This window comes from Streptomyces sp. NPDC000878 (assembly GCF_053599695.1).
Genome location: NZ_JBSFMT010000057.1, coordinates 24,539 through 45,294 on the forward strand (window position 1 = coordinate 24,539; position 20,756 = coordinate 45,294).

14 protein-coding genes and 1 pseudogene are annotated in these 20,756 nt (G+C 70.7%); 8 read left to right on the forward strand and 7 right to left on the reverse strand.

Annotation, left to right across the window (positions count from 1 at the left end):
* Nucleotides 1-50: 50 nt before the first annotated feature.
* Nucleotides 51-344 (reverse strand): hypothetical protein, encoded by a 294-nt coding sequence (locus ACWDR4_RS35855; RefSeq protein ID WP_450414673.1) that lies wholly within the window; start codon nt 342-344, stop codon nt 51-53.
* A gap of 35 nt (nt 345-379) precedes the next feature.
* On the opposite strand from ACWDR4_RS35855, the gene ACWDR4_RS35860 reads away from it, so the two are divergent.
* Nucleotides 380-793, forward strand: a complete 414-nt coding sequence (locus ACWDR4_RS35860) for a hypothetical protein (protein WP_450414674.1) — start codon at nt 380-382, stop codon at nt 791-793.
* A 263-nt stretch (nt 794-1,056) separates the two neighbouring features.
* Here the strand turns inward: ACWDR4_RS35860 and ACWDR4_RS35865 are convergent, their stop codons facing one another.
* The 3 genes from ACWDR4_RS35865 to ACWDR4_RS35875 all read right to left on the reverse strand — a co-directional run bounded on the left by ACWDR4_RS35865 (nt 1,057) and on the right by ACWDR4_RS35875 (nt 3,745).
* Complete coding sequence (locus ACWDR4_RS35865) at nt 1,057-2,586, reverse strand: helix-turn-helix domain-containing protein (RefSeq protein ID WP_450414676.1); 1,530 nt, start codon at nt 2,584-2,586, stop codon at nt 1,057-1,059.
* A gap of 91 nt (nt 2,587-2,677) precedes the next feature.
* On the reverse strand, nt 2,678-2,875 hold the full coding sequence (locus tag ACWDR4_RS35870) for a DUF4236 domain-containing protein (protein ID WP_235474283.1): 198 nt from the start codon (nt 2,873-2,875) through the stop codon (nt 2,678-2,680).
* A gap of 51 nt (nt 2,876-2,926) precedes the next feature.
* On the reverse strand, nt 2,927-3,745 hold the full coding sequence (locus ACWDR4_RS35875) for an SDR family NAD(P)-dependent oxidoreductase (RefSeq protein ID WP_450414678.1): 819 nt from the start codon (nt 3,743-3,745) through the stop codon (nt 2,927-2,929).
* A 97-nt stretch (nt 3,746-3,842) separates the two neighbouring features.
* On the opposite strand from ACWDR4_RS35875, the gene ACWDR4_RS35880 reads away from it, so the two are divergent.
* From ACWDR4_RS35880 to acnA, 4 genes and pseudogenes are all read left to right on the forward strand, one after another.
* The gene (locus ACWDR4_RS35880; RefSeq protein ID WP_450414680.1) at nt 3,843-4,694 is read left to right on the forward strand and encodes a helix-turn-helix transcriptional regulator; all 852 of its coding nucleotides are present in this window, start codon (nt 3,843-3,845) and stop codon (nt 4,692-4,694) included.
* Nucleotides 4,695-4,783: 89 nt separating this feature from the next.
* Nucleotides 4,784-6,142, forward strand: a pseudogene (locus tag ACWDR4_RS35885) (DprA-like winged helix domain-containing protein); the annotation flags it as partial.
* Nucleotides 6,143-6,756: 614 nt separating this feature from the next.
* Complete coding sequence (locus ACWDR4_RS35890) at nt 6,757-9,465, forward strand: hypothetical protein (RefSeq protein ID WP_450414682.1); 2,709 nt, start codon at nt 6,757-6,759, stop codon at nt 9,463-9,465.
* Between the two features lie 261 nt (nt 9,466-9,726).
* Nucleotides 9,727-12,441 carry an aconitate hydratase AcnA gene (acnA, locus tag ACWDR4_RS35895; RefSeq protein WP_450414684.1) on the forward strand — a complete coding sequence of 905 codons (2,715 nt, stop codon included), beginning with the start codon at nt 9,727-9,729 and terminating at the stop codon, nt 12,439-12,441.
* A 69-nt stretch (nt 12,442-12,510) separates the two neighbouring features.
* Here the strand turns inward: acnA and ACWDR4_RS35900 are convergent, their stop codons facing one another.
* On the reverse strand, nt 12,511-13,512 hold the full coding sequence (locus ACWDR4_RS35900) for a helix-turn-helix transcriptional regulator (protein ID WP_450414685.1): 1,002 nt from the start codon (nt 13,510-13,512) through the stop codon (nt 12,511-12,513).
* Nucleotides 13,513-13,621: 109 nt separating this feature from the next.
* Nucleotides 13,622-17,296: a S8 family peptidase gene (locus ACWDR4_RS35905; RefSeq protein ID WP_450414687.1), complete on the reverse strand. Its 3,675-nt coding sequence runs from the start codon at nt 17,294-17,296 to the stop codon at nt 13,622-13,624.
* Between the two features lie 241 nt (nt 17,297-17,537).
* Between ACWDR4_RS35905 and ACWDR4_RS35910 the strand changes: the two genes are divergently transcribed.
* From ACWDR4_RS35910 to ACWDR4_RS35920, 3 genes are all read left to right on the forward strand, one after another.
* Entirely contained in the window at nt 17,538-18,263 is a 726-nt protein-coding gene (locus ACWDR4_RS35910) for a response regulator transcription factor (protein WP_450414688.1), read from the forward strand.
* Entirely contained in the window at nt 18,260-19,771 is a 1,512-nt protein-coding gene (locus ACWDR4_RS35915; RefSeq protein WP_450414689.1) for a sensor histidine kinase, read from the forward strand. Before ACWDR4_RS35910 ends, ACWDR4_RS35915 begins: the two co-directional genes overlap by 4 nt.
* Nucleotides 19,772-19,846: 75 nt before the next feature.
* Nucleotides 19,847-20,134: a hypothetical protein gene (locus tag ACWDR4_RS35920; protein WP_450414690.1), complete on the forward strand. Its 288-nt coding sequence runs from the start codon at nt 19,847-19,849 to the stop codon at nt 20,132-20,134.
* Nucleotides 20,135-20,321: 187 nt separating this feature from the next.
* Here the strand turns inward: ACWDR4_RS35920 and tnpA are convergent, their stop codons facing one another.
* Nucleotides 20,322-20,750 (reverse strand): IS200/IS605 family transposase, encoded by a 429-nt coding sequence (gene tnpA / locus ACWDR4_RS35925; RefSeq protein ID WP_450414692.1) that lies wholly within the window; start codon nt 20,748-20,750, stop codon nt 20,322-20,324.
* Nucleotides 20,751-20,756 lie beyond the last annotated feature (6 nt).

The following is a 20,756-nucleotide window of genomic DNA, read 5'->3' on the forward strand; positions in this document are numbered from 1 at the left end:
TCCGGCGGCCTGGTCCAGCCAGTACCTGGCGGCGCTGGAGGCGGCGGTGCTCATGCGTACTGGTGGTAGTGGGCGACCTGGACCTGCTCCAGCATGCCGATCGCGTCGTCGACGAGCACGGCCGCGGAGAAGTACGAGCTGACCAGGTGCGAGGCGACCGCCCGCCGGTCGAGGCCCATCGGCTCCACCGCGATGCCCGGGGCGTGTTCGTGGGGCAGCCGGTCCGGGCGCAGGGCCACGACTCCGCGGTTCTCCTCGCCGACCCGCAGCAGCAGGATGCTCGACGTGGACCCCACCGGATCGACCGGGATCTTGTCGCCGGGCACCAGCGGCACGCCGCGCATGCCTACGCCGATTCGATCCCGACATCCTGCCCGAGGTGTTCGACCGCACCGACCTCACACCTCGCGAACGACTCCTCGCCGCGTTCGACGTGCACTCGCCCCTGTGCCCATTCATCGCGGCGGCCGTCGAGATCCCCGACCCGGACCACCCGGCACGCGTACAGGCCCGCGACTACAAAAGAGCCTTTGCCGCCCGGCTCACCGATACCGCCCGCGAGGCCGGCGCCACCGACCCCGAACAGCTCGGCGAGCAACTGGCGCTGCTCCTGGACGGCGCCTCGGCCCGCGGTCGAGTCCTCAACACCGAAGCGTTCACCGCCGCCGCCATCGCAGCCGTCCTCGTCGACAACGCCATCCCCACGGCAGCGGCACCGGCACCGGCTGGCACAAGCGCTGTCGAGCAGCACGGCCAGGGCCGCATCCTTGACCGCATCACGGAGCAGATGTGATCGGAAAGCTTCACTGAGCCGACCAGCGCGCGCAGAGATCGCAGCGTCGACTGGCGCCGGCGATGATGCGCCACAGCACCGACGAAGCTTGCGTCCCGAACCCCGCCCCGACACGTCGGCCGGGGAGCGCCCTGGAACGACAGCCGCCGCCCGTGCATGGAACGAGCGCCACCCCCGTACGGGACGGCCGGCCGCGCCCCCTCTCCGTTATGCCGCTATGCGCACTTCTCCGGCGCCCGTGTGTGGGAGCCGGCCCTCGCCCCTCAGATGTCCCGGAAGATCTCGATCTGCGCCCCCACCGAGTTGAGCCGCTCCGCCAGATCCTCGTAGCCGCGGTTGATGACGTACACGTTCCGCAGTACGGACGTGCCGTCGGCCGCCATCATCGCCAGCAGGACCACCACCGCCGGTCGCAGTGCGGGCGGGCACATCATCTCGGCGGCTCGCCAGCGGGTCGGGCCCTCCACCAGGACCCGGTGCGGGTCGAGGAGTTGGAGGCGTCCGCCGAGGCGGTTCAGGTCGGTGAGGTAGATCGCGCGGTTGTCGTAGACCCAGTCGTGGATGAGGGTCTTGCCCTGGGCCGACGCCGCGATGGCCGCGAAGAACGGCACGTTGTCGATGTTCAGGCCGGGGAACGGCATCGGGTGGATCTTGTCGATCGGCGCCTCCAGCTTGGAGGGCCGGACCGTCAGGTCGACCAGGCGGGTGCGGCCGTTGTCGGCGACGTACTCGTCCGTACGGTCGTGGTCGAGCCCCATCTCCTCCAGGACCGCCAGCTCGATCTCCAGGAACTCGATCGGCACCCGGCACACGGTCAGCTCGGACTCGGTGACGACCGCCGCCGCCAGCAGGCTCATCGCCTCTACCGGGTCCTCGGAGGGCGAGTAGTCCACGTCGACGTCGATGGTCGGTACGCCGTGCACGGTGAGCGTCGTCGTGCCGATGCCCTCGACCCGTACGCCCAGCGCCTCCAGGAAGAAGCACAGGTCCTGGACCATGTAGTTGGAGGACGCGTTGCGGATGACGGTCGCGCCCTCGTGCCGGGCGGCGGCGAGCAGCGCGTTCTCGGTGACGGTGTCCCCGCGCTCGGTCAGCACGATCGGGCGGCCGGGGGAGACGGAACGGTCGACGCGGGCGTGGTAGAGCCCTTCGGTCGCCGCGATGTCCAGCCCGAACCGGCGCAGCGCGATCATGTGCGGCTCGATGGTCCTCGTACCGAGGTCGCAGCCGCCCGCGTACGGCAGCCTGAAGCTGTCCATGCGGTGCAGCAGCGGGCCGAGGAACATGATGATCGAGCGCGTACGGCGGGCCGCCTCGGCGTCGATGGCCTCCATGTCCAGCTGGGCCGGCGGCACGATCTCCAGGTCGACGCCGTCGTTGATCCAGCGGGTGCGTACGCCGATCGAGCCGAGTACCTCCAGGAGGCGGTACACCTCCTCGATGCGGGCGACCCGGCGCAGTACTGTGCGCCCCTTGTTGAGCAGCGAGGCGCACAGCAGCGCGACACACGCGTTCTTGCTGGTCTTGACGTCGATCGAGCCGGAGAGGCGGCGACCGCCGACCACCCGCAGGTGCATCGGACCCGCGTACCCCAGGGAGACGATCTCGCTGTCGAGCGCTTCACCGATTCGGGCGATCATCTCAAGGCTGATGTTTTGATTGCCGCGCTCGATGCGATTGACCGCGCTCTGGCTGGTGCCGAGTGCGTCGGCGAGCTGCGCCTGTGTCCAGCCCCGATGCTGCCTGGCGTCACGGATGAGCTTGCCGATACGTACGAGGTAGTCGTCTGCCATGAGGTTGAGGCTATCTCAGATATGAGATGGCGCCTCCTGGGGACTCCGTGCGGGTGACGTACCGTCAGTTACCGCTGTTGTCGGATGGCCGTCAGTGGCGCTTCTTGGTGCGCGTGCGGCGCCAGCCGAACGGTCCGGGCAGGTCCATCGATGTCGTACGGCGTCCCGTGCTGCTGTGGGTGCGCCGCGGCCCGTGTTCGCCGCCGGACGTGAACGACCAGGAGCGCCTGTTGATGTTCAGCCGGAGGCCCGGGAGGATGCGGAAGCTCTTGCGGAAAGTAAGAGGCATAGGGGTCGGTTACCCCGGATCGGCGCGGTAATGGCCACAACGCCCTCCCTTTCAGGCGCCCGCGCCGCCGTCGACCGGCACGAGCGCGCCCGTCACCATCGAGGCGCGGTCGCTGAGCAGCCACGCTGCGACCTCGGCCACCTCGCGGGGCTCGGCCATGCGACCGAGCGGGATCGACGTGATGATGTGCTCGACGATGCCCGGGGACGCCGCCTCCCACTCGTCGATCATCTCCGTGGTGGTGCCGCCGGGGGTGATGCCGTTCACCCTGATGCCCTGGCTGCCCCAGGACACGGCCGCGGTCTCGGTGATGCTGTTGAGCGCGCGCTTCATGGCGCCGTACGCGGGGAGGGCGGGGTTCGCGCGGCGGCTGCCGATGCTCGACGTGTTGACGATCGCCCCGCCACCGCCGCGTCGCATCAGTGCCGCCTCGGCGGTCATGGCCGTCCAGTGCGAGCGGAAGTTCACGGCGAACTGCTCGTCGATGTCCTCGTCGCTCGTGGTGTCGAGCGGGCCGGGATGCTGGATCGTCGCGCCGTTGTTGAAGGCGCCGTCGAGCCGTCCGTGCAGCTCCTCCACGCGGTCGACCGCCGCGCGGATGCTCGTACGGTCGGCGAGGTCCAGGGTGACGGCGTCGGCGGTGCCCCCGTCGGCGCGGATCTCGGTGACGAGGTCGTCGAGGGCCTTGGTGCTGCGGGCGGCGAGGACGACGACGGCGCCCTCGGCGGCGAAGAGCCGGGCCGCGGCTGCCCCGATGCCACGGCTGGCGCCGGTGACGAGGACGACCTTGCCGGTGAGCAGGCCGATGGGCGCGGAGGTGTTCGTGTCGTTGATGTCGTTGTTGATTTCGTTCTCGTTGTCGTTCGTCATGACGGCAGTGTCGGGTCGGGCGCCGGGCCGGAGGCAGGCACAGGCTGTACCAGGATCCGGCGCCGATCGGCGTGCGGACCTGGGGTATGGATGGGGTATGGACAAGCAGGAACTCGGGGCGTTCCTCCGTAGCCGTCGCGAGCGGCTGCGGCCGGAGGACGTCGGCCTCCCCTCCGGACCGCGACGCCGGACACCGGGGCTGCGCCGCGAGGAGGCGGCGGTCCTCGCGCACATCTCCACGGAGTACTACGTCCGCCTCGAACAGGGCCGGGCGCCGCGGCCGTCGGGCGAGGTCCTCGCCGGGATCGCGGGCGCGCTGCGGCTCACCGACACCGAGTCCGACCACCTCCACGTCCTCGCGGGCACCGCGCCGATCCGTTCCCGGCTGCACCGGCGCGACGTCCGCCCGAGCGTCCTCGCGCTCCTCGAACGGCTGCCGCAGACGGCCGGTTTCGTCATCTCCGCGGCGTTCGAGGTGCTCGCGTGGAACGACCTCGCCGCCGCGCTCATGGAGGACTTCGCCCCACTCGCCCCCGAGGACCGCAATCTCGCCCGCCGGGCATTCCTCGGGCCGAAGCGACCCGACACGACGCTGTACGGGATCTCCGACGCCGCCGAGTTTCGGCACCAGGTCGTGATGGAACTCCGTACCGCCCTCGCCCGCTATCCGACGGATCCCACGGTCACCGGCCTCGTCGACGAACTCCGCGACGCCAGCGCCGACTTCGCCCGGCTCTGGGAGCGGCACGACGTACAGGCCGCGCCGATGCTCACGAAGACCTTCCGCCACCCGGTCGTCGGGGAGGTCACCGTCGACTGCGACAAACTCACGCTCACGGACCGCGACCAGCACCTCGTGCTCTACAGCGCGCCGTCGGGATCGCCCGGCGCCGAGGCACTGGCTCTGCTGAACGTGCTGGGGGCCGACGCCGGTGACTACCGGCGATAGCGCCGCAGCCGGGCGGGGGAGAGAGGAGGAGGGGCTTCCCTGCGGCCGATGTCAGTGCTCGGCCGTAGCGTGTGCGCGTGACCCAACTCATGCAGACCTACTCCTACTTACGGCCCTCGGCCGTGCACGAATCCACGGCCGGACGCACCCTCGCGCTGGAGACCTCCGGCGGTGCCACCCCGGCCGGAGAGGCGGCCAACCCCCGGTTCTTCAGCGGGTTCCTGACCGCGCCGACCGCCGCGGCGACGGCGCTGCTCGCGGTCGCGGACGTCGCCGCCGCCCGCTACTACCGGCCGGGCGGCGGGGCCTCGCTCGACCCGGTGGTGACGGCCGACGGCGACCGGCTGCGCCTGGAGTCCTTCTCCGGCTGCTGCGGTGTGTACGCCCGCCTCGACATCCTCGCCCCCGGGCTTGACGGTGACGACGTCGGTCACGGCACGACGAACGTGGACATCAACGCGCCGCTGCGGCGGGCGCTGGCCGGGCTCGGTGGGCTCGACCCGCTCCATCTGGCCGTCGGGCCCGAGGAGTTGACGGTCAGGACCTTCGACGGCGAGTTCGTGGAGAAGAAGGTCCCGCTGCCGGAGCGCTGGCTGCGCGGCTTCGCCGAGGCCCAGGTGCTCGCGGAGGGCTTCGCCCTTCGCGCCGAGGTGCCCGCCGTGGAGGCGGCCTCCCTGCTGCGGGCGCTGCCCCGGCCCACCCAGCGGTCGGACGCCCGAACGAGCCGCTGGGTGGTGCCCACCGGCCGCTCTCTGCGTCCCACGACCAGGCCGGCGCCGGGTGCCGTGTGCCTGCCGGGCCCTGAGCGGCTGTTGACCCTCCAGACGGTCCTGCGGCACGCGACGACCGTACGGCTGTACGCGCCGACCGCCCCGGCCGCCGAGGACGGGGCCGCCGCCGTGGCCTGGGAGGTCGAACTGCCGGGCATGCGGCTGACGTTGATGCTCTCCCAGAGCGGCTCGCGCGGTTTCTCCGGCGAGGGCGGAGTGCTCCACGACCTCGCCACCGGGCCCTCGGCGGCGGACGCGGAACGGGTCGCCGAACTGCTGGCCTGGGAGCCGCGGATCGACGTCACCGAGCTGTCGGCGCAGACCGGTCTGCCCGCCGACCGTGTACGCGCCGCGCTGACCATGCTGGGCACGTCCGGCCAGATCGGCTACGACCTCGCCGAGGAGGCGTACTTCCACCGCCACCTGCCCTACCGCGCGGGCGCCGCCGAGACCCGCAATCCCCGGCTGCGTGGGGCACGGGCGCTCGTCGCGGAGGGCGCGGTACGACTCGACGGACCGCTGGCCCGGGTCGGCAAGGGCGACGACGCCCACGTGGTCCGCACCGACGACGAGTCGGGCCGACTGAGCTGCACCTGCTTCTGGTGGGCCAAGTACCGGGGCGGACGCGGCCCCTGCAAACACGTACTTGCGGCGGGCATCGCACGCGAGACGGCACGCGAGACGGCGGCGATCCCGCAAGCGGAACCGGAGGCTACCGCAGCAGCCCCGGCCACGGCTCCAGCACCAGCCCAAGCTTCAGCGGCAGCCCTGCCCGCAGCCGCAGCTGCAGTACCGCCCACAGCTACAGCCCCACCTGCAGCCGCAGTTGGAGCGCCGCCGACAGCCACAGCTCAAGCCGTAGCCCCGCTCGCAGCTGCCGAGACGGCCGTAGGCCCGCCAGCAGGGACAGCCGCTGAGGCAGCCGCAGTCGCAGTTGGAGCCCCGTCGGCAGCCACAGCTTCAGTCGCAGCCCCGCCTGCAGCCGCCGAGACGGCCGTAGCCCCGCCAGCAGGGACAGCCGCAGAGGCAACCCCAGCCGCAGAGGCCGCGCCAGTCCCAGCCGGAGCCCCGCCGACAGCCCCAGCTTCAGCGGCAGCCCCGCCCACAGCCCCAGCCGCAGAGAAAACCACAGGCCCAGCGGCAGCCACAGCCTCGCCCACGGCACCCACGGCACCCACGGCACCCACGGCACCCACGGCACCCACGGCACCCACGGCACCCACGGCACCAGCGACCCCCACGCCCCCTGCAACGCCCCCTGCAAAAACCCCCGCCCGATCGGAGACCGCACGATGAACCTGGTTCACCTCGCGGAAGCAGGCGATGTCGAGGCGGTGCTCCGGGAACTCGGGGCCCTGGCTCCGGACGAGCGGGCGGCGCAGGCCGAGGGGCTGGAAGCCCGGCGCGCGCCGTTGCGAGCCGGCTGGTATCACGTCCCCGAGGCGGAGAAGGCCGCCCAGCTCGCCGCCGAACTCGGCTGCCGGACCGACCCCGCAGCCGCGGCCGACTGGATCCTGCAGCCGGAGAACGGCAGCAATGTGGTCGTCCAGCCTCTCGGCGGCGCCTGGATGCTCGACGTCGTGAACCTCCACCCGGTCGCCTGGCGGGCCGAGTTGGTCGCACAGCTCGCCGATCGGTGGACGCCCGGGAAGTGCATCAGGTCCGACCTCGTCGAGCACCTCGTCCATGACACGGGCTGCCCCGTCCCGACCACCGACGGGTTCATCGACGGCTGGCTGCGCTGGCGCGACAGCACCTGGGAGCAGCCCGCGCACCTGCGCGGCGGGGCCCGGCCCGGTGCCACCTTCCTGGAGCGGCTGCGCGCGGACGAGCTGTCGCCGCTGATCCTCCCGCTGGTGCTGGAGCGACCGGGCGTGTACGTCGGCGCGGGCTCGTTCCACCACATGCTCACCCGCAGAGGCCTGCCGTACATCATGGAGGACACCCGGCTGGGCGTGTTCATCAGCCTCTCCAGGGAGGGCCTGGTGGACCGTGCCGCGCTGATCCGGCGCGTCTTCGCCGACCTGGCCACCGACGAGGGCTGGGGGTGGAACGCCGCGACCGCCTTGGCCCAACTCGCCCTGACCCCGGCGGAACACACCTCCGTCGCCCGCGAACGCGTCGCGCTCGCCGAGCCGTTGGTCGCCCGGCTGCTCCAGGACGGCACGCGCGACGAGACCGCGCCGGCGCTCGCCTACCTGCGCGCCCTCGCCCTCACCCCGGCCGAGAACGCGCCCGCCCTGAGAGACCATGTGGCGCTGCTCGACCTGTCGTTGCCGGTGGCCGCCTACGCCCAGGAGGTCCTGCTCGGCCTGGACGAGGCCGGGCTGCTGGAGTCCGACGTACTCACCGAGGTGTGCGAACGGGTCCTGCTCCGACCGGAGAAGAAGCTCGTCCGCGCCCAGCTCACCCGGCTCGACCGCGCGGCCCGCAAGGACCCCGCGCGCGCCGCCCGGACCGTGCTCGACGCGGCGACGGCCCTCGACCACCGGGAGGTCGACCTCCAGGAGCGTGCCCTCGACGTGATCGCCCGGCACCTCAAGGCCGCGGGCGACTCCGTACTGCCTGGGCTGCGCACCGCCGCCGCACGGATCAACCCCGCCCTCGCGGCCCGCGCCGCCGAACTCCTCGGCACCGCACCGGACCAACTCACCGAGCAGTACGCCGACATGCTGCCCGTCGTGACCGAACCCCGCCCGGTGCCGGGGCCCATCGAGACGGCCGTCGAGGTCGCCGAGGAGCTGGCGGTGGCCGTCGCGAACCCCAAGGACGTGGTGACGTTCGAGCGGGTCCTGGACGGACTCGTCCGGCACGCCCACCTCGACCGGGCCGCGCTGGACCGGGCGTTGAAGCCGGTCATGCGCAAGGAACCCCGTGACGCCGTCGACTTCACCCAGTCCGACGTGTACGACGTGGCCAGGGCGCTGCGCGGCGACGAGCCGAGGCAGCGCGGCCTCATCGCCCACCACAGGTTCATCCACACCTCCCCGGCCGGTGAGCTGCTGAGGGCGCGCCTGGTCGAGGCGATCGACATCATCGAGGCCGACGCCCAGCCCTTCCTGCTGGCCGTCCCGACCGACGCCACGGGCGCGCTGGACGCCGCCGAACTCGTACGGCGGATCTCGGTGCTCGACGGGCTCGGCATCACACCCGCACCGGTCGACCTCGCCCAGGCGCTGCTGCGTGTCACCCCGACCGCCGACGAGAAGGTGCTGGACGCGGCCGGGGAGCTGGGTTCCGACGCCGGGCGGCGGCTGGCCCGCTGGCTGCGCGAGGGCGGTCTGCCGCACTGGGGCACCGGCCACAAGGACGACACCGGCAGGCACCCGACGGAGCTGGTGAGCCACATCCACCCCGAGCCGGCCACTGGCCCCCCGCTGCTCCCGGCCGCCGAGACCCTGATCGGGCCGTACCGGAACGACGGGCTCTACGACCCGATGGTCCCCTTCTGGCTCGCCCAGCTGCCCCACCACCGCGAACTTGTCCTGGCCCGCGACTACTTCAGGTACCGCGTGTCCATGCGCGGCTGGGCCCACGCCCTGCCGTTCGCCGCCGAGTCCGGCGGCCCGGCGGGATTCGCGCTGCACCTGGCCGTGGCGTACACCCTCACCTACGACCAGCAGGGCGAACGCGACGCGGCGGTGGACACGCTCCTCGTGCTCGCCGGGCGCGGGCAGCTGGACACCGGCCTGCTCGGACGGCAGCTGGCCGACATGCTGCGCGCCAGGTGGATCGAGGCGAACCGGGTGACGGCCTCCCTGCGGACGGCGGCCGAGACGGGCGCGTACGCCACGATCTGGTCCGTGCTCGAGACCGCCCTGCCCCTCCTGCTGCGCGACCCAGTGGTCCGGGGCACCGGAGCACTGCTCGCCCTCGGCATCGACTGCGCCTCCCGCTGCGCGGCGAAGGGCGCGATACCCGAGGTCACGACGGCCGCCGCGCGCACCGGATCGAGCCAGGTGGTGAAGAACGCGCGGCTGCTGCGCGACGTACTGGGCTGACCGGCCCGGCTCCAAGAAGGACAGCACGACGCCCCGGCCGCCGTACGGTCGGCCACATCACACGGCGGCCGGGCATGACCATCCGGCACCCATGTACTAGAGTTATCTCGACATCGAGATATCTGCCGGGCGTACCGCGGTCCCACTCCGCTGCCGATCCAGCGGTAAGGCTTACCTAACTTAGCCTTACCTTAGCGGATTGGCCAAGCAGGCGTGGCGGCAGGATGCGGTGGAACGCGCACATCAATGAAGGAGACTGTCGTGTCGGCGAACAGCTTCGACGCCCGTAGCACGCTCAGCGTGGGCGACGAGTCGTACGAGATCTTCCGGCTGGACAAGGTGGAAGGCTCGGCTCGCCTTCCGTACAGCCTGAAGGTGCTGCTGGAGAACCTCCTCCGCACCGAGGACGGCGCGAACATCACCGCCGACCACATCCGGTCCATCGGCAACTGGGACTCCCAGGCGCAGCCCAGCCAGGAGATCCAGTTCACGCCCGCCCGCGTGATCATGCAGGACTTCACCGGCGTGCCCTGTGTCGTGGACCTCGCCACCATGCGTGAGGCCGTCAAGGAGCTGGGCGGCGACCCGGCGAAGATCAACCCCCTCGCCCCCGCCGAGCTGGTCATCGACCACTCCGTCATCGCCGACAAGTTCGGCACCCACGAGGCCTTCGCGCAGAACGTCGAGCTGGAGTACGGCCGCAACCGCGAGCGCTACCAGTTCCTGCGCTGGGGCCAGACCGCGTTCGACGAGTTCAAGGTCGTCCCGCCCGGCACCGGCATCGTCCACCAGGTCAACATCGAGCACCTGGCCCGTACGGTCATGGTCCGAGGAGGCCAGGCGTACCCCGACACCCTCGTCGGCACCGACTCCCACACCACCATGGTCAACGGCCTCGGTGTGCTCGGCTGGGGCGTCGGCGGTATCGAGGCCGAGGCCGCGATGCTGGGCCAGCCCGTCTCGATGCTCATCCCGCGCGTCGTCGGCTTCAAGCTCACCGGTGAGCTGACCCCGGGCACGACCGCCACCGACCTCGTGCTGACCATCACCGAGATGCTCCGCAAGCACGGTGTCGTCGGCAAGTTCGTCGAGTTCTACGGCGAGGGCGTGGCCGCCACCTCCCTCGCGAACCGCGCCACCATCGGCAACATGTCGCCGGAGTTCGGCTCCACCGCCGCGATCTTCCCGATCGACGGCGAGACCATCAAGTACCTGAAGCTGACGGGCCGCGACGCCCAGCAGCTCGCGCTCGTCGAGGCGTACGCCAAGGCGCAGGGCCTCTGGCTGGATCCGGCCGCCGAGCCCGACTTCTCCGAGAAGCTGGAGCTGGACCTCTCCACGGTCGTCCCGTCGATCGCCGGTCCGAAGCGCCCGCAGGACCGTATCGTCCTCGCGAACGCCGCCGAGCAGTTCAAGTCGGACGTACGCAACTACGTCGCCGACGACGACGAGGCGGGCAAGGAGTCCTTCCCGGCCTCCGACTCCCCGGCCACCAGCAACGGCGTACCGACCAACCCGGTCACGGTCACGGCCGCCGACGGTTCGACCTACGAGATCGACCACGGCGCGGTGACGGTCGCGGCCATCACCTCCTGCACCAACACCTCGAACCCGTACGTCATGGTCGCCGCCGCGCTGGTGGCCAAGAAGGCGGTCGAGAAGGGGCTCACCCGCAAGCCGTGGGTCAAGACCACCCTCGCCCCGGGCTCCAAGGTCGTCACCGACTACTTCGACAAGGCGGGGCTCACCCCCTACCTCGACAAGGTCGGCTTCAACCTCGTCGGCTACGGCTGCACCACCTGCATCGGCAACTCCGGCCCGCTGCCGGAGGAGGTCTCCAAGGCCGTCAACGACCACGACCTGGCCGTGACGTCGGTGCTCTCCGGCAACCGTAACTTCGAGGGCCGGATCAACCCCGACGTCAAGATGAACTACCTGGCCTCCCCGCCGCTGGTCGTCGCGTACGCCCTCGCGGGTTCCATGAAGGTGGACATCACCAAGGACGCGCTGGGCGTCGACCAGGACGGCAAGCCCGTCTACCTGGAAGACATCTGGCCGACCGAGGCCGAGGTCAACGACGTCGTGGCGAACGCCATCGGCGAGGACATGTTCAACAAGTCCTACCAGGACGTCTTCGCGGGCGACGCCCAGTGGCAGGCGCTGCCGATCCCGAGCGGCAACACCTTCGAGTGGGACGCGCAGTCGACGTACGTCCGCAAGCCCCCGTACTTCGAGGGCATGACGATGGAGACCACCCCGGTCTCGGACATCGCCGGCGCCCGCGTCCTCGCCAAGCTCGGCGACTCGGTCACCACCGACCACATCTCCCCGGCCGGCGCGATCAAGGCTGACACCCCCGGTGGCAAGTACCTCACCGAGCACGGTGTCGAGCGTCGTGACTTCAACAGCTACGGCTCGCGCCGCGGCAACCACGAAGTCATGATCCGCGGTACGTTCGCCAACATCCGCCTGCGCAACCAGATCGCGCCGGGCACCGAGGGCGGCTACACCCGCGACTTCACCGTCGACGGCGGGCCGGTCTCCTTCATCTACGACGCCTCGCGCAACTACATCGAGCAGGGCGTCCCGCTGGTCATCCTGGCCGGCAAGGAGTACGGCTCCGGCTCGTCCCGCGACTGGGCCGCCAAGGGCACCGCGCTCCTCGGCGTCAAGGCCGTCGTCGCCGAGTCGTACGAGCGCATCCACCGCTCGAACCTCATCGGCATGGGCGTCATCCCGCTGCAGTACCCGGCGGGCCAGTCCGCCGAGTCCCTCGGGCTGACCGGCGAGGAGACGTTCTCCATCGCCGGCATCACCGAGCTGAACGACGGCACCACCCCCGCCACGGTCAAGGTCACCACCGACACCGGTGTGGAGTTCGACGCGGTCGTCCGCATCGACACCCCCGGTGAGGCCGACTACTACCGCAACGGCGGCATCCTGCAGTACGTGCTGCGCAGCCTGATCGCCAAGTAGACGGTCCGGTACGGCAGTCGAGGGCCGCATCCCCGGTGACGGGGGTGCGGCCCTCCGCGTGTCCCGCCGCTACACCCAGCCCCGCTGCGCCGCCCGCACCCCCAGCTGGAACCGGCTCGCCGCCCCCAGCCGGTCCTGCAGCTCGCTCACCCGGCGCCGCAGGGTCCTGAGACTCACCCCCAGATGGCGGGCCACCGCCTCGTCCTTCATGCCGGCGGCCAGCAGCCGGGTCAACGTCCGTTCGCCCTCGGAGAGTTCACCCTCGCCGACCCCCTGGCCGAGTGGTGTCGCCTGCTGCCAGGCCAGGTCGAAGAGCTTCTGCAGGGCCTCGGTCACCGCCGAGTGCCGGATGACCGCCGCGCAGTAGCCGCCCGAGTCGGACGCGGTCAGCGGAAGCATCGCCTGACGCCCGTCCACCACGAGCATCTTGACCGGCACCGAGGGCAACACCCTGGCCTGCTCGCCGAGTTCGACCATCTTCCAGGCGTGGAAGAGGACGTCCGGATCCTCCAGGGCGGTCGCCGCGTACACCGTGCGGTACACGATCCCCCGGCTGAGCAGATCGGACTGGAGGTCCAACTGCGGGGTGCGCGGGGCCAGATACGGGGGAGTGTCGAAGACGCACACCTCGTGCTCGGCGCGCGCGTACAGCTCCTCGAGGCGGGCCGCGTTGGCGCCCTCCCCGGAGACCACCTCGACCAGCCGGGACGGCTCCTCCCGCAGCAGCCCCGCCTCGTACGACGTCGCCATCTCCTCGGCGGTGGCGGCGAGCAGTTCGGACTCCGTCTCCCGCTGCCGGATCAGCGCGCGGATCGCCACCCGGGGGTCGACCGCGCGTAACCCGCCCATGGAGTCCGGCGGTTGGAGCAGACCGAGCGCGAGCAGCCGGTTGCAGGACTCGCGGACCCGGGTCGGAGAGGCGCCGGTGAAGAGCGCCCAGCCGGCCGCGCCCGCATCCGGTTGATGGAGGACGGCCTGGTAGACCAGCTCGTCGAAGGCGGAGACCCCCACCGCGGACCATGGGCTCGCGGCAGGGGTCTGTCTTGCCGTGTCATATGCCGTGTTCACCATGACTCGGCACGCTAGAGGATCCTTGTTAAGGCTGAGGCACAGGTTGCGTGCGTCACCTACTTCACCGGCTTCACCTACTACACCGGTTCCCCTGCTTCAGCTGCTTCACCTACTTCAGGCCGAACGCCCGCAGCACGGTCTGGTCGATCCCGTTGCCGTGCCGGTCGGTGGCCCGCACCCGCAGCGACACCGACTCTGCGTCCTTCACGGCCTTGAACCTAGCCTTGCCGCTCTTGACCCTCACTTCCTTCCAGGAGGTGCCGTCGTCGTAGGAGACCCAGGCCTTCAGACTGCTCGCCTTCACACTCCCCAGCTGGTCGGAGACCGGCAGCGCGACCTCCAACTCCCGCTTGCGCTCAGCCCGGTTGAGAAGGTCGAGGCCCTTCGGAGCGATACCGACGGTGAGCAGCGGCAGCGCCGTGGAGGCGTCGGTGCGCGCCGAGGCGAAGGTCCACTCGGAGTGCGTGCTGGTGGAGTACTTGGCCCAGTCCGCCCGGCGCTGCACATCCAGCTCGAAGCGGTAAGAGGCCTTGTCCGCCGGGACGTCGAAGATGCCGTACCCGCCGAACGTCGAGTCGCCGACCAGCTGCCCGTCCGCGTAGAGCCTGCCCTTCGCGGTGTTGTCGGTGCCGTCGATGTACCCGTAGTGGCCCGGCGTGGAGTCGGTCAACTCCGCCACCGACATGGTGAGTTTGTCGCCGGTGCGCTCGGAGAGCCCGTACTCCTCGCTGGTTCCGGGGCGGACGACCTGGCGCAGCCAGTTCTCCGGCGCCTTCTCCGTGCCCGACTTGTCGAAGGTCCGCAGCGGGCTCCACTGGCCCCTGAACGTCTCCCAGTTCGGGTAGACGACGTGCCAGGTACGGGTGTCGGGGTCGACGTAGTAGTACTCGTCGCGTTCCGTGCCCAGTTGCACGTACTTGCTGTTCTCGATGCTGAAGAACTGCCAGGGGCGGAAGGTGTACACGGTGTCCGCGCCGATCTCGCCGGCCGTGGCTCCGTGGTAACGGGCCGTCTGCTTCACCGTGTTGGACTTGTCCAGGTCGTATGTCTGGTCTTCGGAGATGCCACCGCTCTGCGCGGCGAGCAGGTTGTAGACGTACGGACTGACCGGCGTGCCGCCCAGCTTCAGCGTGACCTTCCTGCCGGTCTGCAGCAGGCCGGTGAGCTTCGCGCCCTCCTCGCCGGTGGCGATCATCACCGGGACGGTGGTCGCGCGGTCCACGGCCTCGATCCAGAAACCGGGGGTCTTGCGGTACACGATGAGGTAACCGGCGCCGGCCTTGGTCGCGTTGTCCAGAGCGCTCTGTGCCCGCTCCGTGGCGCCGACCCCGACCACCGCCACCTTGCCCTTGACGTCGAGCCCCGCGAAGTCGGCCTCGGTACCGCCGCCCGCGTCCACCGCCTGGACCTTGCGGTCACCGCTGATCTTCAACGGGAAGTCGTTGTACGTCTGGGAGTAGTAGAGCGAGGACAGCTCGGTCTTCTCCGGGCTGGTGACGCTCGCCGTCAACTCCTTGGCGTACAGCCGGAACTTGGCGGAGAACTCCAGGGTTCCCTCGGTGACCTGCTGGGTCGGCGCGACATAGACGTGGTCCGTCCACCAGCCCTGGCTGTAGGTGAGCCCCCAGGCGCTGCCCGGCCCCTCGCGGTGCCAGTTGGTGCTGAAGCCCTGGAACTCGGAGTCCTGCTTCGTCTTCGGCTTGATCTCCACCGCCTTGCGGGCGTCGAGGACGACCTCGGTGTCCCCGTCGACCTTGATCTCGGGGTTGCCGACGATCGAGGTGCCGACGGCCACCCCGCCCCCGTCCCGGTCAGGGATCCAGGTCGACATGGAGTAGGTGCCGGCCGGCACCTGCCAGGTCCAGCCGGTGCCGAGGAAGCCGTACTCGTCGGGGTAGGCGCCGTTCAGCTCCTGGAGGGTGTAGATCGACCCCCCGGTGGACGGCTTGCCGTCGCGGCCCAGGAGGGAGACCTTGAGGTCGAACGTCTTCGGTGCCTTCTCGAAGCCGACGCCCGTGGTGACCTGGACGCCGTCGGCGGTCGCCGTGATGTGGCCCGTGTACCGGCCCTGCGCCTGTGCCGCCGGGTCGACCGTGACCGGGACCGTGGCGGTGCCCTTGGCGGGGACGGTCACCGTACCGGCGCCCGGGGCGGCTGCGGCGAGGGTGGACGAGATCGTCAACTCCACCGCCTTGTCAGTGGTGTTGGTGTACGTGATGTCCTTGCCGACGGCCCCGGTGTCACCGTCCTCGAACCTGCCGAAGCTCAGCGTCGAGGTCGCGAACACGCCCTGCTCGGTCGCCCGTACGGCATCGACCCGGCCGTCGCCCTGCTCGAACACGGAGTTGACGTCGTTCGTCTTCGCCGTGCTGGCCAGGGACTGCTTGATCTGCTCGCCCGTCCAGTCCGGATGGGCCTGCGCGACCAGCGCCGCCGCACCCGCGACATGCGGGGTCGCCATCGACGTACCGTTCGCCGTCGTGTAGTCGGCGTCGACCGGCGTGCCCATGGTGGTGCCCGCCGCACGGGCCGCCGTGATGCTCACACCCGGCGCGGTGATCTCCGGCTTGACCGCGGAGTCACCGAGGCGCGGGCCACGGCTGGAGAACGCCGCGAGGTTGTCGGACTTGTCGACCGCGCCCACCGTCAGCGCCGAGTCGGCGATGCCCGGGGTGCCGACCGACTGCTCGTAGGGGCCCGCGTTGCCCGACGCGACCACGAAGAGGGCGCCGGTGGACGCGGACAGCTCGTCGACGGTCTCACTGAGCACGTCGGACGCGCCGGACGCCGTACCGCCCAGCGACATGGAGACGATCTTCGCACCGGAGTGCGCCGCCCACTCCATGCCCGCGATGATCCAGGAGGACTGGCCCCGGCCGTCGTTGCCCAGCACCTTGCCGACCAGCAGTTCCGCGCCCGGGGCAACGCCCTTGAGCCTGCCGTCCGAGGCCGCGCCCGAACCGACGATCGTGGACGCCACATGGGTGCCGTGGCCATGACCGTCCTGCACCGCCTGGTCGGGCACGAAGCTGGTCGACTCGGCGATCTTCCCGGCCAGATCCGGGTGCCCGGCGTCCACGCCCGTGTCCAGGACGGCGACCTTGACGCCCTTGCCGTCGTAGCCCGCCTGCCACACCTCGGGCGCGCCGATCTGCGGGACACTCACATCGAGGGACGCCTTCACCTGGGCGTCCAGCCAGAGCTTGTCGATGCCCTCGCCGAGCTGCTTCGCGGCCTTCGCGGTGGGCTCGGTACCGAGGGCCGGGGCGATGTCCGTCCAGAAGGCGCTGGACTTCCTCGCGCTCAGCGCGGCGCCGTCGATCCCGGGCAGCGCGAGCGTCCGACGCGCACCCTCGGGGGTCGCGCTGCCCTTGCTGTAGGTCGCGATGACAGGGGTGGCGCCGGTCTTCGCGTCCGAGTAGCCCTGCTTGACCAGTTGGGTGACGTTGAACAGGGCCGGGTCGAGGCGGCCCGCCTGGATCAGCGGGATCGCGTCCGCCGGCAGGACGCTGACCTCGCCGTTCTTCTCGCTGGACAGGAAGGTGGCGGCCTCGCGGCCGGTGCCGCGCCGGACGTCGACGGCGTTCTTGCCGTCCGCTCCCGTGGTGAGGGAGACGGTGTCGCCGGTGATGAGGGTGACGGTCTGCGCCGGAACAGCAGCGGTGCCGGGGCTCCTGGGGGTGGTGGTGACCGGGGACACGGGACCGGCCGCCGCGGGCGCGATAGCACCCGCGACCAGTCCGGCCGCGCCTGCCACGGCCCAGAGGGCATGGAGTCTTCGCATGGGTGGAGGTCCTCCCCTGAACGCTCGAACTCTGAGAACGCTTCCGGCCTGGTGAGCGGAAGCCATGATCAGAGTGGGCGCCGCACGGAATGGGACTCAAGGGATTCCTGTGGCCGGGGAGTGCCAATGCCGCCTTCGGTCACGGCAGTTGACCGCATCCGAGGCCACCGGGAGGGCGTCCCACGGCCGTCGCCCAGGTTGAACACAGGATTCCCCCAGGAAACCGGGACACGATCAGGACATGTCTGGCACTTCAGGGGTTCGCGGCGGTCATGTCCGTGTGCTGGTCGTCGACGACGAACCGGCGCTCACGGAACTGCTGTGCGTCGCCGTCACCGAGGCGGGCTGGCGGCCCTACCCGGCCCTCGACGGCGAGAGCGCGCTGCGCATCGCCCGCTCCTCGGCCCCGCACGCCGTCGTCCTCGACGGCATGCTGCCCGACCTCGACGGCCTCCAGGTGCTGCGCAGGCTGCGGTACGAGAGCCCACGGCTGCCCGTCCTCATGCTCACCGCCCGCGACGCCCTCGAACACCGGCTCGACGGACTGGAGGCGGGCGCCGACGACTACGTCACCAAGCCGTTCTCCCTGGAGGAGGTCGTGCTGCGGCTGCGCGGACTGCTGCGCCGCTGCGGCGCCGAACAGACCCGCACCGACGACTCCGTACGCGTCCTCGGCGACCTCGTGATCACCGAGGAGACCCGCGAGGTGCACCGCGACGGCACGCCCGTCCAGCTCACCGCCAAGGAGTTCGACCTGCTCAGCCTGCTGATGGGCCATCCGCGCCAGGTACTCAGCAAGGGCCAGATCCTCGACCATGTGTGGACCAGCTGCTTCGACAGCGGCGACAACCTGGTCGAGGTGTACATCTCCAGCCTGCGCCGCAAGATCGACAAGGGGCGGGCCCCGATGATCCACACCGTGCGCGGACTCGGGTACGCGATCCGGGCGGGGGCGGACGGGAGATGACCGTACGACTGCGCGGGCGCTCACTGCGGACCCGCCTGCTGCTCTTCATCGGGGTCACCCTGGCCGTCGTGTGCGCCGCCATGGCGGTCACCACCATCTTCGCCCAGCACAAGTACCTGCTCGGCAGCCTCGACGACCGCGTCGCCAACGCCGTCGCCCGCAGCCAGGGCGGCGCCGCGCTCCACCCCGAGCTGGACTCCAACCTCGGCTTCCTCAACGAGAGCGGCCAGCCCGCCGGAACCCTGGCCGCCCGGCTCGGCGCCGACGGCAGACTGCTCACCGCCCAGGTCGTCACCCAGGACGCGGCGCCCCAGGACCTGACCGCCGCCCAGCGGTCGGCCCTCGCGGGCATCAGGGCCGACGGCACGATGCACACCCGTACCGTGCCGGGCCTCGGCACCTACCGGATCACGGCGATCGGCGGCACCTCGGGCAACGGCGTCCGGGTGCTGACCGGGCTGCCCATGGACGACGTCCAGAACATGATCCGGGGCCTGGTCGTCGTCGAGGCCGTGGTGGCCGCCGTCGGACTGACGATCGCGGGCTGCCTCTGCGCGGTCGTCATACGGCGCCAACTGCGGCCCCTCGGCCGGGTCGCCGCCACCGCCGTCGAGGTCTCGCGGGCGCCGCTGGGCCGGGGCGCGGTCGTCGGCCTCACCCGCGTCCCGGAACGCGACACCGACCCGGGCAGCGAGGCAGGCCAGGTCGGCGCCGCCCTCAACCGGATGATCGACCACGTCGAGTCGTCCCTCGCCGAACGCCAGGCCGGCGAGGAACGCATGCGGCGCTTCCTGGCCGACGCCAGCCATGAACTCCGTACCCCGCTCGCCTCGATCGCCGGATACGCCGAACTCATGAACCGGGGTACGCAGCGCATCGAGCCCGCGATGGCCTGGCGGCGCGTGTCGGCGGAGTCGGCGCGGATGACGGGCCTGGTGGAGGACCTGCTGCTGCTCGCCCGGCTCGACGAGGGGCGGCCGTTGCAGTCGGCCGAGGTGGATCTCGCGGCGGTGGTCGCCGAGTCGGTGTGGGACGCGCGGGCCGCCGGCGAGAACCACAACTGGCAACTGGCGCTGCTCCTCGACTCCCCGGCGCTGGTCGCGGGCGACGAGGCCCGGCTGCACCAGGTGGTGGCCAACCTGCTCGCCAACGCACGCGTGCACACACCCGCCGGGACGACGGTGGTGGCCTCGGTCGAGGTCGTGGACGAGCGATGCGTCATCCGCGTACGCGACGACGGCCCCGGCATCCCGCCCCACCTCCTCCCGTCGGTCTTCGAACGCTTCACCCGCGCCGACGTCTCCCGCTCCCGCACGGGCCCCCAGGACGGCGGTTCGGGCCTGGGCCTCGCCATCGTGACGGCGATCGTGGCAGCGCACGGAGGCAGCATCGACGTCGAGAGCGTCCCCGGGCACACCGAGTTCACGATCGACCTGCCGACCGCGACACCGGCGGTGGGGCCTGTGACGAACTCCCGCCCTGATCTCCGTACAACCATTCGGAGTTGATCGCTGTCGTGTCTCGGGGGACCCGGGTGTCCCTCCGACAACAGCAGACACGACAGATGGGGGACGGGCATGCCGGTGGCACGCAGACTGTTTCTGGGGAGCTTCACCGCGGGCGCGGTGACCGTCGCGACGGCCGCCGCGACGGGTACGGCCTCGGCGGCGGGGGAGAACGGCGCGACGACGACGTTCGACGGACCGGTGGCCGCCGAGAGATTCAGTGCCGACACGACACTGGAGGCCGCGTTCCTCAAAACGACCTCGGAGACGAACCACGCGGCGACCGTCTACCAGGCCGGTACGGCCGGCAGCGGCGCCGCGCTGAACGTGGTCTCCGACAACCCGGGTACCTCGGCCATCCTCTGATCTTCGCAGGGAATCCTGGCGTTTGCGCCTGGAGGGAATGCGATCCCAGGACCGGAGGCACGCAGCGCCGGAGTTCTCTGCGAATGCGGGGTGAGGGTCAGTAGTCCGGAGGTCGAACCCCACCCTGTTGGCCTGTAAATCGAAGGCGGATCGGGGTTCTCGACCTTGGACGCGATCTGTTAACGAATCAGGCGGGCCGCTTCTGGTTATCGATGTAGTCCTTGACGGCCTGGAGCGGCGCGCCGCCGCAGGATCCTGCGAAGTACGAAGGTGCCCAGAGGCGGTCCTCTGTGATCGCCCGGTTCATCGTGCCGGTGTACTCCTGCCGCAGGTACCGGGAGGAGACCCCTTTGAGGCTGTTGACGAGCTTGGACAGGGCGACCTTCGGCGGGTAGTGCACAAGCAGGTGCACGTGATCGCCTTCGCCGTTGAATTCCCGCAGCTCTGCTTCGAAGCTCTCGCAGACGTCCCGCATGATCTCTTCGCAGCGCGTCAGCATCTCGTCGTTGAAGACGCCGCGCCGGTACTTCGTGACGAAGACCAGGTGGACATGGAGGGTGTAGATGACGTGACGGCCCCGGCGAAGTTCAGGGTTTGGCTCCCAGCGTGGTGACATAGACCA

Excerpts from the sequence above, each read along its gene's own strand:
- ACWDR4_RS35855 (WP_450414673.1), bottom strand. The coding sequence starts at position 344 with ATGCGCGGCGTGCCGCTGGTGCCCGGCGACAAGATCCCGGTCGATCCG.
- ACWDR4_RS35865 (WP_450414676.1), bottom strand. The coding sequence starts at position 2,586 with ATGGCAGACGACTACCTCGTACGTATCGGCAAGCTCATCCGTGACGCC.
- ACWDR4_RS35870 (WP_235474283.1), bottom strand. The coding sequence starts at position 2,875 with ATGCCTCTTACTTTCCGCAAGAGCTTCCGCATCCTCCCGGGCCTCCGG.
- ACWDR4_RS35875 (WP_450414678.1), bottom strand. The coding sequence starts at position 3,745 with ATGACGAACGACAACGAGAACGAAATCAACAACGACATCAACGACACG.
- ACWDR4_RS35880 (WP_450414680.1), top strand. The coding sequence starts at position 3,843 with ATGGACAAGCAGGAACTCGGGGCGTTCCTCCGTAGCCGTCGCGAGCGG.
- ACWDR4_RS35890 (WP_450414682.1), top strand. The coding sequence starts at position 6,757 with ATGAACCTGGTTCACCTCGCGGAAGCAGGCGATGTCGAGGCGGTGCTC.
- ACWDR4_RS35900 (WP_450414685.1), bottom strand. The coding sequence starts at position 13,512 with ATGGTGAACACGGCATATGACACGGCAAGACAGACCCCTGCCGCGAGC.
- ACWDR4_RS35905 (WP_450414687.1), bottom strand. The coding sequence starts at position 17,296 with ATGCGAAGACTCCATGCCCTCTGGGCCGTGGCAGGCGCGGCCGGACTG.
- ACWDR4_RS35910 (WP_450414688.1), top strand. The coding sequence starts at position 17,538 with ATGTCTGGCACTTCAGGGGTTCGCGGCGGTCATGTCCGTGTGCTGGTC.
- ACWDR4_RS35915 (WP_450414689.1), top strand. The coding sequence starts at position 18,260 with ATGACCGTACGACTGCGCGGGCGCTCACTGCGGACCCGCCTGCTGCTC.
- tnpA (WP_450414692.1), bottom strand. The coding sequence starts at position 20,750 with ATGTCACCACGCTGGGAGCCAAACCCTGAACTTCGCCGGGGCCGTCAC.